Origin of the sequence: Pseudophaeobacter sp. 1A09344, assembly GCF_041008745.1 — a bacterium.
GTDB lineage: Bacteria > Pseudomonadota > Alphaproteobacteria > Rhodobacterales > Rhodobacteraceae > Phycobacter > Phycobacter gallaeciensis_A.
This window is the reverse complement of the sequence record NZ_JAXGFS010000002.1, coordinates 472,665-488,054: the sequence shown is the minus strand read 5'-3', so window position 1 is coordinate 488,054 and position 15,390 is coordinate 472,665. Positions and strand designations below refer to the sequence as shown.

Annotated in this window: 15 protein-coding genes and 1 pseudogene; 7 read left to right on the top strand and 9 right to left on the bottom strand. The window is 60.4% G+C overall.

Annotated features, from left to right (window positions below; all coding sequences use genetic code 11):
- The 5 genes and pseudogenes from SM765_RS05610 to SM765_RS05590 all read right to left on the bottom strand — a co-directional run.
- Positions 1 to 77, bottom strand: a pseudogene (locus SM765_RS05610) (electron transfer flavoprotein subunit beta/FixA family protein); the annotation flags it as partial.
- Positions 43 to 909: an HpcH/HpaI aldolase/citrate lyase family protein gene (locus SM765_RS05605; protein ID WP_274834946.1), complete on the bottom strand. Its 867-nt coding sequence runs from the start codon at positions 907 to 909 to the stop codon at positions 43 to 45. The pseudogene SM765_RS05610 and the gene SM765_RS05605, both read right to left, overlap by 35 nt.
- The gene (locus tag SM765_RS05600) at positions 909 to 1,748 is read right to left on the bottom strand and encodes an HTD2 family dehydratase (RefSeq protein WP_274834945.1); all 840 of its coding nucleotides are present in this window, start codon (positions 1,746 to 1,748) and stop codon (positions 909 to 911) included. The genes SM765_RS05605 and SM765_RS05600 overlap by 1 nt, the downstream gene beginning before the upstream one ends.
- A gap of 1 nt (position 1,749) precedes the next feature.
- Complete coding sequence (locus SM765_RS05595) at positions 1,750 to 2,847, bottom strand: CaiB/BaiF CoA transferase family protein (RefSeq protein WP_274834944.1); 1,098 nt, start codon at positions 2,845 to 2,847, stop codon at positions 1,750 to 1,752.
- Complete coding sequence (locus SM765_RS05590; protein ID WP_065271388.1) at positions 2,847 to 4,010, bottom strand: acyl-CoA dehydrogenase family protein; 1,164 nt, start codon at positions 4,008 to 4,010, stop codon at positions 2,847 to 2,849. The genes SM765_RS05595 and SM765_RS05590 overlap by 1 nt, the downstream gene beginning before the upstream one ends.
- Before the next feature lie 127 nt (positions 4,011 to 4,137).
- Here SM765_RS05590 and SM765_RS05585 point away from each other — a divergent pair, with 127 nt between their 5' ends.
- The 5 genes from SM765_RS05585 (at position 4,138) to SM765_RS05565 (ending at position 10,247) form a co-directional block, all read left to right on the top strand.
- Entirely contained in the window at positions 4,138 to 5,085 is a 948-nt protein-coding gene (locus SM765_RS05585; RefSeq protein WP_274834943.1) for a LysR family transcriptional regulator, read from the top strand.
- A gap of 273 nt (positions 5,086 to 5,358) precedes the next feature.
- Positions 5,359 to 6,006, top strand: coding sequence for a DsbA family oxidoreductase (locus SM765_RS05580; RefSeq protein WP_274829799.1), 648 nt, complete (start codon positions 5,359 to 5,361; stop codon positions 6,004 to 6,006).
- Positions 6,007 to 6,094: 88 nt separating this feature from the next.
- Positions 6,095 to 6,988: a LysR family transcriptional regulator gene (locus SM765_RS05575; RefSeq protein WP_274829798.1), complete on the top strand. Its 894-nt coding sequence runs from the start codon at positions 6,095 to 6,097 to the stop codon at positions 6,986 to 6,988.
- Between the two features lie 489 nt (positions 6,989 to 7,477).
- On the top strand, positions 7,478 to 9,214 hold the full coding sequence (locus tag SM765_RS05570; RefSeq protein WP_274837256.1) for an ATP-binding protein: 1,737 nt from the start codon (positions 7,478 to 7,480) through the stop codon (positions 9,212 to 9,214).
- 427 nt (positions 9,215 to 9,641) lie between these two features.
- Positions 9,642 to 10,247 (top strand): acyl-homoserine-lactone synthase, encoded by a 606-nt coding sequence (locus tag SM765_RS05565; RefSeq protein WP_065271384.1) that lies wholly within the window; start codon positions 9,642 to 9,644, stop codon positions 10,245 to 10,247.
- 143 nt (positions 10,248 to 10,390) lie between these two features.
- On the opposite strand, the gene SM765_RS05560 is transcribed toward SM765_RS05565, so the two are convergent.
- The 4 genes from SM765_RS05560 to SM765_RS05545 all read right to left on the bottom strand — a co-directional run bounded on the left by SM765_RS05560 (position 10,391) and on the right by SM765_RS05545 (position 13,469).
- A complete protein-coding gene (locus tag SM765_RS05560) occupies positions 10,391 to 12,031 on the bottom strand; it encodes a BCCT family transporter (protein WP_274837257.1) in 1,641 nt (546 codons plus the stop codon).
- Positions 12,032 to 12,083: 52 nt separating this feature from the next.
- Positions 12,084 to 12,500, bottom strand: a complete 417-nt coding sequence (locus tag SM765_RS05555; protein WP_065271382.1) for a universal stress protein — start codon at positions 12,498 to 12,500, stop codon at positions 12,084 to 12,086.
- Positions 12,501 to 12,516: 16 nt separating this feature from the next.
- Positions 12,517 to 12,771, bottom strand: coding sequence for a hypothetical protein (locus SM765_RS05550; protein ID WP_274837259.1), 255 nt, complete (start codon positions 12,769 to 12,771; stop codon positions 12,517 to 12,519).
- Positions 12,772 to 12,980: 209 nt separating this feature from the next.
- On the bottom strand, positions 12,981 to 13,469 hold the full coding sequence (locus SM765_RS05545; RefSeq protein ID WP_065271381.1) for a peroxiredoxin: 489 nt from the start codon (positions 13,467 to 13,469) through the stop codon (positions 12,981 to 12,983).
- 98 nt (positions 13,470 to 13,567) lie between these two features.
- Between SM765_RS05545 and SM765_RS05540 the strand changes: the two genes are divergently transcribed.
- Together SM765_RS05540 and rsmD are read left to right on the top strand one after the other, a co-directional pair.
- On the top strand, positions 13,568 to 14,779 hold the full coding sequence (locus tag SM765_RS05540; protein WP_065271380.1) for an NAD(P)/FAD-dependent oxidoreductase: 1,212 nt from the start codon (positions 13,568 to 13,570) through the stop codon (positions 14,777 to 14,779).
- Positions 14,776 to 15,336 carry a 16S rRNA (guanine(966)-N(2))-methyltransferase RsmD gene (rsmD, locus tag SM765_RS05535; RefSeq protein WP_274829793.1) on the top strand — a complete coding sequence of 187 codons (561 nt, stop codon included), beginning with the start codon at positions 14,776 to 14,778 and terminating at the stop codon, positions 15,334 to 15,336. Before SM765_RS05540 ends, rsmD begins: the two co-directional genes overlap by 4 nt.
- The last annotated feature ends 54 nt before the right edge of the window (positions 15,337 to 15,390 follow it).

The following is a 15,390-nucleotide window of genomic DNA, read 5'->3' as shown; positions in this document are numbered from 1 at the left end:
ACACCGCTTCCGTCCGCTTTGACGCGGACCTTCACGTTATAGTCAATCACGCGTTTGACAGGCACGAGTACCTTCATGTTCAGACTTCCTTTCGCTTTGGGCGGAGGGGTGGGATCCGGCAGTTGCGAGCGCCCCAAGAATGGCTCGCGCGCGCAGGCGGACGGGTTCATCGACCATGGCGCCATCGACGGTCGTCGCGCCGTCGCCAGAGGCAAGGACCCGTTTTGCCCAGTGGATTTCATTCGCGGATGGTGCAAAGGCGCGCTGGACCTCACCGACCTGCCGCGGATGGATGCAGAGTTTACCAGACATGCCGAGGGCGCGCGCATGGGCGGCATCCGCCTGGGTTTCGGTCAGATCGTCCAGCTGCGCGGTGACCCCGTCAATGGGTGCGCAGATCCCGGCCAGACGGGCGGCAAGAACCAACTCGCTGCGGGCGGGCAGCAGCACCTCGCGCTGATGTGCAGCACCGATGTCGGCGCAGAAGTCGATCGAGCCGAACACTAGATGTGTCACGCCGGGCACCGCCGCGATGTCGCGGGCCGCCGCCAGCCCTGCGGCGCTTTCGATCAGGGCCAGCAGCGCCACATCAGGGCCGAGCGTTTCGGCCAGATCGGTAATCAAGGCGGGATCTTCGGATTTGGGCAGCATGAGACCAGCCACCTGCAAGGATGCAACGGCTGCGAGATCGGCCGCGTGCCAGGGGGTGCGGGGGGGATTGATGCGTACAATGACGGGCAGCTCGGTGAAATCGCATGTCAGAGCGTCACGGGCGGCCTCCTTGTTGTTGCGTGATACCGCATCTTCGAGATCGAGTATGATCGCGTCGGTTCCGGACCGGGGTGCCTTGGCGAAAATGTCCGGCCGGTCAGCCGGAACGAACAACGGTGCGCGGATTGCGTCGGACATCACCATTGCGCCTGCGCCTCCATCGCGACAGGGCCACCGGGTGCGGCGGTCCACAGGCTGATCCCAGCCTCAGTCTCGGCGGCGCGCAGGCCAAGCCCTTGCGTGTCGTAGACAGGCGACAGGCTGCGGAAGCTGAAGCGGGCGGGCGCGGCGCCGCGCAGGTCGGCGGCGAATTGCGCCAGCAGGGTTGCCTGCATCGGGCCGTGTACTACCAGCCCGGGATAGCCTTCGTCCTCCTGGCAATAGGGGCGGTCGTAATGGATGCGATGGCCGTTGAAGGTCAGTGCCGAATAACGAAACAGCAATGTCGGCGTGGTGGCGATGTTGCGATTGTGGGGTGCTGCCGGGGCCGTCGCAGCGGGGGAGGGCGGCTTGGCTGTGCCGGTGGGGGCGCCGCGATAGACGATATCCTGTCGTTCCGTGATCAGATCGCCGCTATCGCTGTTGAAATGATGGCGCACGGTTACAAAGCACAGGTCTCCGCTGCGGCCTGTCTTCAAAGCAACATCTTCGATCACTGAACGGCGGGTGACAGTATCGCCGATGCAAAGTGGCGCGTGAAATGTCATCTCTCCGCCCGCCCACATGCGCCGGGGCAGGGGCACGGGTGGCAGAAAGCCGCCGCGTGCCGGATGCCCGTCGGGCCCGAGGGCTGCCGATGGGGCCACCGGCTGACACAGGCAGAGGTGGATCATAGGGGGGGCTTCGGCGCCTTCATCAAGCGGTTCGTCGCGGTCAAAGGTGGCGTTAAAGCGTTCCACAAGGGTCGGCATCAGCACTTCGGAGCGGGTTTCCTCGTGGCCAATCCAACTGCGCAGGTGGTCAAGATCGATATTCATTTCAGGTCTCCTGTGGTCGGAGTGCGGGCACCGGACCATAATGCGGCGTCTCGCCATGCCAGATCGGGGCGGGCGCCGGATAGGACACTACGCCGTTCGGAGTCTCGACCGAGATACGGCGCAGGTGCGGGTGGTTTGAGAGGCCTTCCATGTCGTTGACCGAAGCGAGGGCGACATCCGCCACGCGCAGGGCCTCGATGGCCTCGGCGCCAGTTCTGCGGGCGAACCCCCGGGCGACAAGGGCGTCGGTCTGATCCCGGTTCGCCACCCGCGCCACATTGGTGGCAAAGCGGGGATCATCGGCCAGATCGGGCTGATCGAGAAAATCGATGCAGAGTTTCTTCCATTCCCGGTCGCTTTGGATCGAGAGCAGAATCTGCGCGCCGTCGCTGGCCGTGAAGACCCCGTAGGGCGCGATTGACGGATGCGCCATCCCGATCCGCTTGGGTGGTTTGCCGCCTTCGTGGTTCAGCAGCGGCACGGTGAGCCAATCGGCCATGACGTCGAACATCGACAGCGATATCCGTGCGCCCTTTCCGGTCTTGTCACGCCGCAAGACCGCTTCGAGAACGGCGGAATAGGCGGTTGCCCCGGTGGCAATATCGACGATGGAAATGCCGACACGGGAGGGATCTGATGGCCCGCCGGTGATCGAGCACAGCCCGGATTCCGCCTGGATCAGCAGATCGTAGGCCTTGCGCTCTGCCATCGGTCCAGCTTCCCCATAGCCGCTGATCGAACAGGTGATAAGACGCGGGAAGTCCTCGGCCAGCCGATCAGGGCCAAATCCCAGCCGCTCCAGCGCGCCTGTCTTGAGGTTCTGGATCAGCACATCGGCATCGCTCAGCAACCGCTCCAGTGCCGCCTTGCCCTCGGGCGCGGCCAGATTCAGCGTTACCGAGGTCTTGCCGCGGTTGAGCCAGACAAAATAGCTCGATTGGCCCTTCGCGACATCGTCATAACCACGGGCGAAATCTCCCTCGGGGCGTTCGATCTTGATCACCTCGGCGCCCGCATCCGCAAGGCGCGCAGTGCAGAAGGGGGCGGCTACGGCCTGTTCGATGGCCACCACCTTCAATCCTTCCAACGGGCGGCTCATCAGAACGACCTCGGCAGGCCCAGCACGTGTTCTGCCACGTAGCTTAGGATGAGATTGGTCGAAATCGGCGCCACCTGATACAGGCGGGTTTCGCGGAATTTACGCTCGACATCGTATTCGCAGGCAAAGCCGAAACCACCGTGGAATTGCAGGCAGGCGTTCGCGGCCTCCCAGCTGGCCTTGGCGGCGAGGTATTTCGCCATGTTCGCTTCGGCGCCACAGGGCTGGCCTTCATCATAAAGCCGACATGCCTTCTGCCGCATCAGGTTGGCAGCTTCGATTTCGACATAGGCTTCGGCAATGGGGAATTGCACGCCCTGGTTCTGGCCGATTGGGCGGCCAAAGACCGTACGCTCAGAGACGTATTGCGTCACACGGTCGGTGAACCAGTAGCCGTCCCCGATGCATTCGGCGGCGATCAGCGTGCGTTCGGCATTGAGCCCGGTCAGGATGTATTTGAAGCCCTTGCCTTCTTCGCCGATCAGGTTCTCCTCGGGGATTTCCAGATTGTCGAAGAACAGCTCGTTGGTTTCGTGGTTGACCATGTTGGGGATCGGCCGGACGGTCATGCCCGACTGCATCGCTTCCTTGATGTCGACAAGGAAGATGGACAGGCCTTCGGATTTCTTCTTTACCTCGGACAGCGGCGTGGTGCGGGCAAGCAGGATCATCAGATCCGAATGCTGGACCCGGCTGATCCAGACCTTCTGGCCGTTCACCACGTATTTGTCGCCTTTCTTGACCGCGGTGGTCTTCAGCTGCGTCGTGTCGGTGCCGGTGGTGGGTTCGGTGACGCCCATGGATTGCAGACGCAATTCGCCGCTGGCCAATTTTGGCAGGATGCGGCGCTTCTGGTCCTCGGACCCATGCCGCACAAGGGTGTTCATATTATACATCTGCCCGTGGCAGGCGCCCGAATTGCCGCCGGCGCGGTTGATCTCTTCCATGATAATCGCCGCTTCGGTCAGGCCAAGGCCGGATCCGCCGTATTCTTCGGGGATGAGCGCCGCCATCCAGCCGGCACGGGTCAGGGCATCGACAAACTCTTCGGGGTAGGCGCGGGCCTCGTCGACTTTGCGGTGATATTCATCCGGGAACTCGGCGCATAGCGCGCGCACCGCATCGCGGATATCCTGAAATTCGTCGGTCTGCTGCTGGTACATTTGGGGTCTCCGGTTTGAGCCTTGCGAAGTCTTCGCTATTGCTCTGGATATGCCCGGCTTGCCCTGCATACATCAAATATCTATTAGTGCTTATAGGTATAACGTTTCTGTATATGGGGCGCGGATCGTGGATCTGAGACAGCTGCGATACTTTCTGGCTATCGTCGAAGAGGGTTCTTTTACTCGGGCAGCGCAGCGGGTGAATGTGGCGCAACCTGCCTTGTCCCTGCATGTGCGCAATATGGAAGAAGCCCTTGGAACGCCGTTGTTGCTGCGCGCGCCACAGGGGGTTACCGCAACAGAGGCCGGAGAACTACTTGCCCGTCGCGCCCGAACGCTTCTGATGGATCTGGAGCGCACCGAAGAAGATCTGCGCAGTCTGGGCCGGGAGCCGACAGGAACGGTACGTCTGGGGCTGCCGGGGACCATCAGCGGTATTCTGTCGGTGCCGCTGATCGCGCGGTGCCGCGCGCGCTATCCAAAGATTAAGATCGTCATCGCCGAAGCGATGAGCGGCTTTGTCCGCGAATGGCTGCTGGATGGCGGTGTCGATCTGGCGGTTCTATATGCTGAATTGCGGGAAGCCGGGGTGCGGTCCGAACCGCTGCTGGATGAAGAGCTGGTGATGCTGGCCCCGCCTGCGCAGGCCGGGGCAGGGCCGACCCCGCTTGACCACCTTGCGGGTATTCCGCTGATCCTGCCTAGCGGCGCGCATGGGCTGCGCACCATGCTGGAGGAAAAGCTGCGCGTGAAAGGCATCTCGGTCGCACCCGATATCGAAGTCGACAGTTACAGCAATATCAAACGGTTGGTTGAGCAGGGCTATGGGTGTTCGGTGTTGCCGTTCCACGCGGTGGCGCAGGAGGCCTCCGCCGGGCGCTTGTCGGTTAGCCCGTTCGACGCGCCGGGTCTGTGGCGCCGAACTTACCTGGCCCACACCACCGCGCGGCCGCTGACCCGCGCGGCATCGGCTGTCAGTGAAATCCTGACAACCGTTTCCGCAGAATTGATTGCTGATGGAACCTGGGCCGGGGCGCAACCAATTGCGACAAAGGCTGCGGATACCAATTCCTGACCGGGCAGGACCTTTTGCCAACTGGGGTGCGCTTCCTGCCTGATGGGGAGACCTGTGGGCATTCTTGAAGCTGATGAGAGATTGTCTTTCGAATTTCACGGTTAATCTTCTGGGTGGATCTGCGGATTGTCTTGCCTTCCCTTTGAAACCGTCAGCGAGGCCCGCAATGTTCGCTTCTCCCCCTGCCATTTTACTCCCCCAATCGAACCGCAACCGCGGGCTGCCGCAGATCCGTCCGGACGCCGCTGATTGGCACATCCGGGGGATGTTCAAATGAGCAGGCCGATCAAGATCGAATTCTTCCACGACACGGTGTGCGCCTGGTGTTTCAATCTTTCATCCCGCTTGCACATGGTAGCACATGAAATCAACCTCGACATTCGTCACCGGACCTTTGTGCTGCAGGCCAGCCGCCAGGAAATGGCACAGCGTTGGGGCAGCCCTGAGGCGGCGCGGAGTACCATTCTGGATCATTGGCGCCATTGCCGTGCGGCCAGCGATCAGCCGGAACACATCAATATTAACGCGATGCGGGCGGCCCGTTTCGATTATCCCCATGGCATGAACGCGGCGCTCGCGTGCAAGGCGGCGGAAACTTTTGGTGGTCAGGCACTGCACTGGGAGATGTTCGACCGGATCCAGCGGGCTCATCTGAGCGAAGCCCGCAATATCGCCGACCCGAAGGTGCTGGTGGATCTGGCGCAGGAACTGGGTCTGACCCCGGATCAGTTCAAGTGTCGCATGGAGGATCCGGCGGTGGCCCGGCAGGTCGACGCTGATCGGCATTTTGCCCGGGTGAACGGCGTGCAGGCCGTACCGACGCTGATCATCGCTGCAACGGGCACGCGGTTGCTGACTGGTTCTGTCGATGAGTTGCGGTCGCATCTGCGTGTTGTCGCGCGGCAAGTGGAGCATCTCTGAGCAGGTTACGCCTGGAGCGGTACGCGGGCAAAGCGCTTTGCAGAGCTAGCCCATCGTGTTTTATTTCTGGGAAGCAACGGAGAGAGCCATGGACAAGTTTGGTGTCATGCGGGCCTTCTGCCGCATTGTCGACCGTGGCAGCATGGCGCGCGCGGCAGAGGATCTGGGCGTGTCGTCCAGCTTGCTCAGCCGCGATCTGAAGCTGCTGGAAGAAAGCCTCGGCTGCAGGTTGATCACGCGCACCACCCGCAGCATGTCCCTGACCGAACACGGTCGGCTATATTACGAGCAGGCCGACCGCATCCTGCAGGCCGTTGATCTGGCCGAGCAGCAGGTGCGGTCTGGGGCGCAGGTGATGCGGGGCGAGTTGCGGATCAATGCGCCGCATTCCTTTGGCACGACGGTTCTGGCTGATTTGTTGCCCCGGTTCGCCAGTCGCTATCCTGACGTGCAGCTGTCGCTTGTGTTTGACGACAACGTGCTGGATCTGGTTCAGGGCGGCTTTGATGTGGCGATCCGCATCCGTGCCAGTCTGCCGGATTCGGGGTTGATCGCGCGCAAAATTATGCCCGTGCATCAGGGTGTTTTCGCCAGCCCCGAATATCTTGCAGATTGCGGCCAGCCTGAGGCTCCGGAGGATCTGAAAAGACACAGAACACTGTCCTATAGCCTTGCTGAAACTCCGCTGACTTGGGAATTTAATGGGCTGCAAAGACGGGTTACGGTGCCGATTTCGCCCCAGCTGCGCCTTGGCAGCAGCATTGTCCTGCGTGACATGATCAAGGCCGACATGGGGATTGGCAGCTTGCCGAATTTCCTGTCAGCCCCGCTTGAGGCGACGGGCCGGATTGTCCGGGTTCTGCCAGACTGGCATCTGCCAGAACGCACGGTCTACACGCTTGCCGCGTCACGCCTAAGCGCGGATGCTAAGGTGATGGCTTTCAACGATTTCCTGGCTGCGGAATTGGCGGGTCGGCCCTGACAGCCAGCAAGGATGCAGTTGCGGCGCTCCTGGTCGGCGACCGGTCCAAACACCCTGATTTCCGAATTGACCGTCAAACTTCTGATCGTACCGAACGACAGGAGCGCCGCGTGACAGATAGCGGGGCTAAAGAGGGACTTGTGGCCCATAGAGTGAGCTCCCGGCACTCGTTTCGAGTCCGATGCTCAACACCCAGCACCCTACATCCGAAGCGAGACGTTCCGGTCACAATTTTCCCGGAAAAGGATGCGAGGGAGGCTTTGGAACGTCGCTTGGCGTCGGGATGCGCAGCCTGAGATTGCATCGATTGGCTGCAAATAGGCGATAATTCGCCGTATGCGCGAGTTATTTTGAACATTGGTCATCATTTGGCCGTAATCTCAACGTAGAGTTTTTCAGTTGCCCGTGGTCCGATGGGCGATTGAAGACCTTCGGCGTCCGTTAGCCATCACAAGGAACGAGGGAACGGGCAATGGAAGGAGGATGCGTATGTTTGCTTTGCCGCCAGACGTCAAAAGCGCCATAGCTACCCAGAACGATCTCGTCCGCGCGGATCTGCCATCCCGTTTCGCGTCGATTACGCTTGTCTCGCTCCTGTCCCTTTTCTTCGTGCCAATCCCAGTGGTGGCCACCATATATCTGGTCTATGGGCTGATCGAGATCATCGGTGTCTACGTCTACAAGAGGCTGAGTAAAGAGGTCACAATCGGTTCGGTCCTTCTGTTTGCCGGATCTGCCTTTGCTGGCGTCTGGGTCTTCAATGCGATCCCGCTGCTTCTGTTTCTTCAGTCAGAACCCTTTCCCAAGCTGATGGGCTCAATGCTGTTGATCATCGCGCTCAATCACAGTGTGGTGGCGCGCTCTGCCTGGATGTTCTTTGGCATTCTGACGGCGGTGCCAATCCTCTGCGTGTTTGGCTATATGATTGGTAGCTTCCTCTATAATTTCGCAAGCCCGGTGGAGATTGTGATCGCGACCATCGTGGTGGTTCTGGGGTCGGCCTATATGCTGCATGCCATGTGGGTGCAGCACCGGCTGACCGGCCGCCTGCGCGAGGCCTTGCGCGAAGCAGAGGCCGGAAGCCGTGCCAAGAGCCGGTTCCTTGCGGCGATGAGCCATGAGATCCGCACCCCTCTCAATGCCATTTGCGCCATGTCCGAACTGATCGAGGATGAACGCACCGACCGGCAGACGCTGCGTGAACGCACCCATCTGCTGCGTAAGTCTGCTCAGGCGCTGACCGGTATTCTGGACGATGTTCTGGATCATGCGAAAATCGAATCCGGACAGTTCGAGCTGAACCTGACAAATGCGGAGCCAAGATCCGAAATCTCCAGCGCGGTGGAAATGTTCCGGGCGCCCGCCGATGAAAAGGGGCTGCAACTGATCGTCGATATCGAAGACAACGTGCCTGCCTATGCGGAATTCGACGCGCTGCGTGTCCGCCAGATTATCGGAAACTTGGTGTCCAATGCGGTCAAATACACCGAGACGGGTCAGGTGTTGGTCGGGGCGCGCGGCGAACAGGTCGATGGTCAGACGGTTCTCACCGTTGAGGTGTCGGATACCGGACGCGGCATGACGCCGGATCAGACCGCACAACTGTTCACGGAGTTCTACCGGGCAGAGGACAAGAACGCCCTCAGCGTGCCGGGCACGGGTCTTGGTCTGTCGATTGCACGGCGTTTTGCACATATGATGGAGGGTGAAATCACAGTCAGGAGCAGCCCCGGCCGCGGAAGCTGTTTCACCTTTACATGCCCGGTCAGGGTTCTTGAGAATTCGGAGATCGAGGCCCTTTCGCCGCAAACTCCGGCTGAAGACCGAAGCGATCTTGGTGTTCGCTCGATCTTGCTGGTGGATGATACCGCGTCGAACCGGGTGGTGGTGCGTGCCTTCTTGAAAAACAGCGATGTTGAGATTGTCGAGGCAGGGAATGGTGTCGAAGCTCTGGCCTGTCTTGAGAAACGATCGGTGGATCTTGTGCTGCTCGACATGAAGATGCCGGTGATGGACGGGCGCGAAACCCTGGCGGAGCTGGCACGCCGTGGGGGTAGGATCGGCAATACGCCGGTGATCATGCTGACGGCCAACGCTGCGCCAGAGGACCAGGAATTGTTCCTCAAGCTAGGGGCGGCTGGATATCTGGCAAAACCGGTCAAGAAGTCCGTGCTGCTATCTGAAATCCGAAGGGTTGCAACCGAACGCTTCATACGCGCCGCCTGATGGCGCCCCGCCGGCCATGGCGCGCCGGGCGTTGGTCAGAGGCTCGATCCTGAACGATGTCATGGGGAATGATCTGGTTCCGGTACTGAGCGTGCCTGCTGCCTGATCGTTCCGCCACGGTATACAGGCCTGCTGGTAAAGTCTGCCCGCGTCCGACGGCGCTTTCATATTCTCTGAAATACATCTGTCAGGTCGGACCTGTGCCGGTTTGTTACCTCGGCTTCGTCGGAACTGCGCCCATCCTTGAGCGGCCTTTAGAGAAAAGGCGCGTATAACGCGCACTTGCCTAAAAGTTGTGCGTGATGAGAGGGGTAACCCTCATCACGGTTAATTTAAAATTTACGATTTCTTGTGAAAGTTGATTCAAATTTGCTGAAAGTTTTCAGCGCCACATTGAGATTATGGAAAAAGGCGGCGGGACAGCCCGATGCAGTCGACAGAAATATCGTTCGACAACTTAGGAGAGACCGGTGCTTTGTTCACCGAGCTCCTGCGCGCGCGTTATCATCATTTTATCGAGGCGCGCGGCTGGGACCTGCCCAACGTGCGCGGGCTTGAGTTTGATCAGTATGATACCCCGGAGAGCATCTATTGTGCGATTCATGATGGCATGACGATCCATGGCGGTTTCCGGGTGACGCCCACCACCGCAAAATGCGGCAGCGCCAGCTATATGCTGCGCGATGCGCAACTGGGCCTGTTGCCGGATCTTCCTGCGGACATTCTGGATGCGCCCGCGCCACAGGACCCGAAGATCTGGGAGGTCAGTAGGGTCTTCGTCGATGATACGCTCAGCAGCCGCGAACGCATGCGTGTGCGCGGACAGTTGGGGGTGAGCTTTGCCCGGCTGGCCAAGGACTGGAACATTGATGCGTTCCTTTGCCTGACCTCTGTTTCGGCTGCTTTGCTGACGCGTCAGGCGGGGATCAACATCACCCCGGCCGGATTGCGCTTCGAAATCGAAGGGGAAACCTGTCAGGCTTACCATCTTAAGGTCGACGCCAAGAGGCTGCGTCGCAGCCGAGCGGCGTGATTCACAGCGGCAGGACTATGCGTCAGGGGCAGGACACTCTGCGCTGACTGTCTGATGACAGGCCCGCAGGGCAAACGAGACGGCAACGCAAAAGGGAGCCCTGATACGGGCTCCCTTTCCTTTCTTTCACATGTGGGCGTTGTCTACGCCCGGGTTTCAGCGATCAGACCGCGCCAGATCGCCCAGCACATCAGAAGCAGCACCACGGTAAATGGCAGGCCTGTCGAGATGACCATCGCCTGCAGCGAAGCCAGTCCGCCGCCGATGAGAAGCGCAATCGCCACGGCGCCCTCGAAGACGCACCAGAACACACGCTGCGGGACCGGCGCATCGACCTTGCCGCCTGCGGTGATGGTATCGATCACCAGCGAACCGGAGTCCGAAGAGGTGACAAAGAATACGACCACCAGGATGATCCCAAGGAAGCTTGTGATCGAGGCCAGCGGCAGTTCGGCCAGCATCTTGAACAGTTTCAGCTCAAGCGGCGCTTCGGTCACTGTGGTGACGCCATCCTGAATGACCTGCTGGATGGCTGTGCCGCCAAAGACGCTCATCCACAGAACGCAGACCATCGAGGGGATCAGCAGCACGCAAATGATGAACTCACGCACGGTGCGGCCACGGCTGACGCGGGCGATGAACATCCCGACAAAGGGCGACCAGCTGATCCACCAGGCCCAGTAGAAGGCGGTCCAGCCCTGGCTGAAGTTGGTGTCTTCGCGGCCAATGGGGTTGGACAGTGCGGGCAGGTACTGGATGTAGGCAGCAAGGCTGTCCACGAAACCGGTCAGGATCGCAAGCGTAGGCCCGGCGATCAACACGAACAGCAACAGCAGCGCTGCAAGCCCCATGTTGATCTCAGACAGGACTTTCACCCCGCCGTCGAGGCCTCGGATCACGGAGATCAGCGCGACTGCCGTGATGCCCGTGATCAGTACAACCTCGGTCGTCGATCCCACGGGGATACCGAACAGCTCATTCAGGCCGGCATTTGCCTGTGTCGCGCCAAAGCCTAGCGAGGTTGCAAGGCCAAACAGAGTGGCGAAAACCGCGAGCACGTCGATCGCGTGCCCCGGCCAGCCCCAGACGCGTTCGCCCAGGATCGGATAGAAGGCCGAGCGAATGGTGAGCGGCAGACCCTTGTTGTAGGAAAACAGCGCCAGTGCCAGAGCGACAACCGCGTAGATCGCCCAGGGGTGCAGCCCCCAGTGAAAGATCGTCGCCGCCATGCCAAGGCGCACCGAAGCCGCCTGATCACCGGCTGCTGCGCCCAGAGGCGCCCAGTCGGTTCGCGCGCCATCGTCACCGATCGCGGTGCCGCCCATCGAGGTCGAATAATGGCTCATCGGTTCGGAGACGCCATAGAACATCAGGCCGATGCCCATGCCCGCGGCGAACAACATCGCGAACCAGCCGGTATAGCTGTAATCCGGCGTCGCATCCGCACCGCCAAGCCGCACCTTGCCCAAAGGCAGCACGATCAGCAACAGGCAGAACAGGACAAAAATGTTGGCAGCGCCCAGGAAGAACCAGTCAAAGGTGCTGGTCAGATAGGGGCGCAAGCTGCCGAAGATGTCGGCGGATTGCTCTGGCAGGGCCAGCGCGTAGAAAACGAAGGCTACGATGGAAAGCCCGGAAATCAGGAAAACCGGGTTGTGAACATCGAGCCCGAACGGTCCAACTGTCGTTTCGATATTGTCCTGACCAATCGTGTAGTCGGTATCGATGATTTCTGCTGTCCCTTCGGGCTCGGGTATGCCCTGGTTGGTCGTTTCGTCGGCCATTTTGGAGGCCTCCCTTTATCAGATCTTACAAATGCTGTTCGCGGCTCTGTGGTCAGCCGCGCACGACAAACACCGAACATTTCGCATGCTCGGCAATTTTTCCGCCATTCGAGGGCCAGATATAGTCGAGCACATTGGGCAGATGGCTGGCCATCACTACCAGGTCTGCACCCGTGTCCTTGGTGGCTTTCAGCAGCGCATCGTCGACATCCGTGGTCGGATCGTGGCTGACCACCGGCACTGCCGATGCGGTGAACCCGTGTTCTGCCGCTTGTGCCTTGGCGAATTCATCGAGTTTGACGGCATATTCGGCCGGATTATGCGCAGTGGCGCTGGGCGTAGAGGCGGTCACCCCAACAAACACGACTTCTGCCCCGTAATGCTTTGCGAGATCTGACGTGCACTTTAGGGCCTTCTCAAGATGCCCTTGATGCGCCAAGTCCACCGGCGCCATGATTTTCTTGAACACTCGGTTGTCCTTTCTCTCAGTTTGAAATTTTCGGCGGCTCATGTGTCGCAGCCGACCCCGGCGGGGTTGAAAAACCGCCCATCACATATCGATCACTGGGGTGAAAGTGATTTTTGATCTGTCTCCTCCTTGAAGAGCGTAACATCAAATCTGAGCCGCAGACAAACGAGGCTTTGAACTTTTGGTAGGGAATGCGGACCTGACGCTTTGGAATTTGCGGACGTTTAACAAAAATATATTCTTGAAAAACAATGTTTTGTTCGAAGGTCACGGGCTGCTTCAGGGCAAGCCGGGCCGGTGAAACGATTTCCAGAGGCGCGCCATCAGGCCCCGCGATCTGACAAATGCAGCCCGTTCCAGTGGTCGAAATGAACGGGCTGCATTGGTTTTCTGCGGATGGGTTGGTCCGGAGTTCGGGGTGGCGAAGAGCGCCATCCCCATCCTGATCTGGCGCATCCGTGCCGCGGAGAGACCGCCGCCTCAGCCCATCGCGTCGAGCAGGCCCTCACCGGCAGAGAGTTCGCACTGGCCGGGGTTTTCCTCGCGGTTGAGGATCGTCACCTTGCCATCCTCGACCAGCATCGCATAGCGCAGCGAGCGACCGATCAGCCCGGCGGGCGGCGCATCAAAGCGCATGCCGATGGCATCGGTAAATTCGCTTTGGGCGTCGGCCAGCATGGTGATACCTGCTTTGTCCGCGCCGGTTGCTTCGCCCCAGGCCTTCATCACGAAGGGATCGTTTGCCGATATGCAGATGATCTCATCCACGCCCTTTGCATCGAACTGATCCTTGGTGCGGATAAAGCTGGGCACATGGGCGGAATGGCAGGTTGGGGTAAAGGCGCCCGGAACGGCAAAGATGGCAACCTTGCGGCCCTTGACCCTCTCGGCCATCTGCACCGGCTCGGGCCCTTCGGCCCCCATTTGCACCAGGGTGGCGTCCGGCAGGGTGTCTCCGACTGAAATCATCGCGCGTTCCTCTTCTGTCGTGATTGCGTTATCTATGGTCCCCCATATAGGGTCCGGTCAGACCGTGACCAGAACATGCGCAGGAGGCAAGAGGGGACATGAGCCACATCGTGGTAATCGGAGCAGGGCAGGCGGGATCGTCTCTTGTGGCCAAATTGCGCAAAGATGGATTTGACGGTGACATCACCCTGATCGGAGCCGAAACCGCGCTGCCTTACCAGCGGCCACCCCTGTCCAAGGCCTACCTGCTGGGTGAGATGGAGAAAGAGCGCCTGTTCCTGCGCCCCGAGAGTTTTTACGCCGACAATGACATCACCCTGAAACTGGGCGCCACCGTCACAGGGATTGATCCGGCGGCAAAGACGGTCAGCCTTGGGGATGAGGTGATCACCTATGATCAACTGGCTCTGACCACCGGTTCCGATCCGCGTCGCCTTCCGGCTGCCATCGGCGGCGATCTTGATGGGGTATTCGTTGTCCGTGGCTTGTCCGATGTGGACGCCATGGCGCCGCATGTTACGACAGGCAAGCGGGTGCTGATCGTAGGCGGTGGCTATATCGGGCTGGAGGCCGCAGCGGTCTGCGCCAAGCGTGGCTTGTCGGTGACCCTGGTCGAGATGGCAGATCGCATCCTGCAACGGGTGGCAGCACCTGAAACCTCCGATTATTTCCGCGCCCTGCACAAGGGGCACGGTGTCGACATCCGCGAAGGCACCGGGCTGGAGCGGCTGGAAGGCGAAGACGGAAAGGTCGCGCGGGCGGTTCTGGGCGATGGCAGCACGCTGGACGTGGATTTCGTGGTGGTTGGTGTGGGCATCGCCCCGGCGACCACCCTGGCCGAGCAGGCCGGGCTGACGATTGAAAACGGCATCCGGGTCGATGCGCAGGGGCGGACCTCGGACCCTTCGATTTGGGCGGCGGGCGATTGCGCCTCGTTCCCCTACAAGGGGGAACGTATCCGGCTGGAAAGCGTGCCCAATGCCATCGACCAGTCCGAAATCGTGGCGCAGAACATGCTGGGTGCAGGCAAGGATTACGCGGCACAGCCCTGGTTCTGGTCCGACCAATATGATGTGAAATTGCAGATCGCGGGCCTCAACAGCGGCTATGACAACGTGGTCACCCGTCAGGGCGAGGGGCAAAGCGTGTCCTTCTGGTATTACAAAGGTGATCAACTGGTGGCGGTCGACGCGATGAACGATCCGCGCGCCTATATGGTCGGCAAACGGTTGATCGATGCGGGTAAAACGGCTGACAAATCCGTGGTCGCCGATCCTGAAGCAGACTTGAAACCGCTGCTGCGGGCATGAGGATCATCGCAGGTGAGTTTCGCGGCCGCGCGCTGGCGGCCGTGGGCAAGGGCGATGCGGGTGCGCATCTGCGCCCGACGACCGACCGGGTGCGCGAAAGCCTGTTCAACGTGCTGATGCACACCGGTGCCATCGACGGCGCCCGGGTGCTGGATCTCTTTGCCGGAACTGGCGCGCTGGGGCTTGAGGCGCTGTCGCGCGGCGCGGCTTTGGTCACATTTGTCGATGATGGACGCGTGGCGCAGGGGCTGATCCGCAAGAATGTCGGTATTTGCCGGGCCGAGGATCGCACGGCCCTGATCCGCCGCAGCGCCCTGAAGCTGGGGCAGAACCCCGATGCCCCCTATGACGTGATCTTCCTCGATCCGCCCTATGGCAAGGATCTGGGGCAAAAGGCGCTTGCCGTAGCCGATGCTGGCGGCTGGATCGCGCCTGGCGCCCTGATCGTGTGGGAGGAAAATGCTCCGATGACGCCGCCCGAGGGGTATGAGGCGCAGGACAGCCGCAAATACGGCGATACCCATATCTCCCTGATGTGGCGAAGTGTTTCAGGTTGAAATGGGGTGGGCAGGAAATGGCCTGCGTTAGATTTGCTATGTAACGGTTCAGGC

What these genes read in the sequence shown, in the direction of transcription:
- SM765_RS05605 (WP_274834946.1), bottom strand. Translation starts at nt 909, where the DNA reads ATGTCCGACGCAATCCGCGCACCGTTGTTCGTTCCGGCTGACCGGCCG.
- SM765_RS05600 (WP_274834945.1), bottom strand. Translation starts at nt 1,748, where the DNA reads ATGAATATCGATCTTGACCACCTGCGCAGTTGGATTGGCCACGAGGAA.
- SM765_RS05595 (WP_274834944.1), bottom strand. Translation starts at nt 2,847, where the DNA reads ATGAGCCGCCCGTTGGAAGGATTGAAGGTGGTGGCCATCGAACAGGCC.
- SM765_RS05590 (WP_065271388.1), bottom strand. Translation starts at nt 4,010, where the DNA reads ATGTACCAGCAGCAGACCGACGAATTTCAGGATATCCGCGATGCGGTG.
- SM765_RS05580 (WP_274829799.1), top strand. Translation starts at nt 5,359, where the DNA reads ATGAGCAGGCCGATCAAGATCGAATTCTTCCACGACACGGTGTGCGCC.
- SM765_RS05575 (WP_274829798.1), top strand. Translation starts at nt 6,095, where the DNA reads ATGGACAAGTTTGGTGTCATGCGGGCCTTCTGCCGCATTGTCGACCGT.
- SM765_RS05570 (WP_274837256.1), top strand. Translation starts at nt 7,478, where the DNA reads ATGTTTGCTTTGCCGCCAGACGTCAAAAGCGCCATAGCTACCCAGAAC.
- SM765_RS05565 (WP_065271384.1), top strand. Translation starts at nt 9,642, where the DNA reads ATGCAGTCGACAGAAATATCGTTCGACAACTTAGGAGAGACCGGTGCT.
- SM765_RS05560 (WP_274837257.1), bottom strand. Translation starts at nt 12,031, where the DNA reads ATGGCCGACGAAACGACCAACCAGGGCATACCCGAGCCCGAAGGGACA.
- SM765_RS05545 (WP_065271381.1), bottom strand. Translation starts at nt 13,469, where the DNA reads ATGATTTCAGTCGGAGACACCCTGCCGGACGCCACCCTGGTGCAAATG.
- SM765_RS05540 (WP_065271380.1), top strand. Translation starts at nt 13,568, where the DNA reads ATGAGCCACATCGTGGTAATCGGAGCAGGGCAGGCGGGATCGTCTCTT.
- rsmD (WP_274829793.1), top strand. Translation starts at nt 14,776, where the DNA reads ATGAGGATCATCGCAGGTGAGTTTCGCGGCCGCGCGCTGGCGGCCGTG.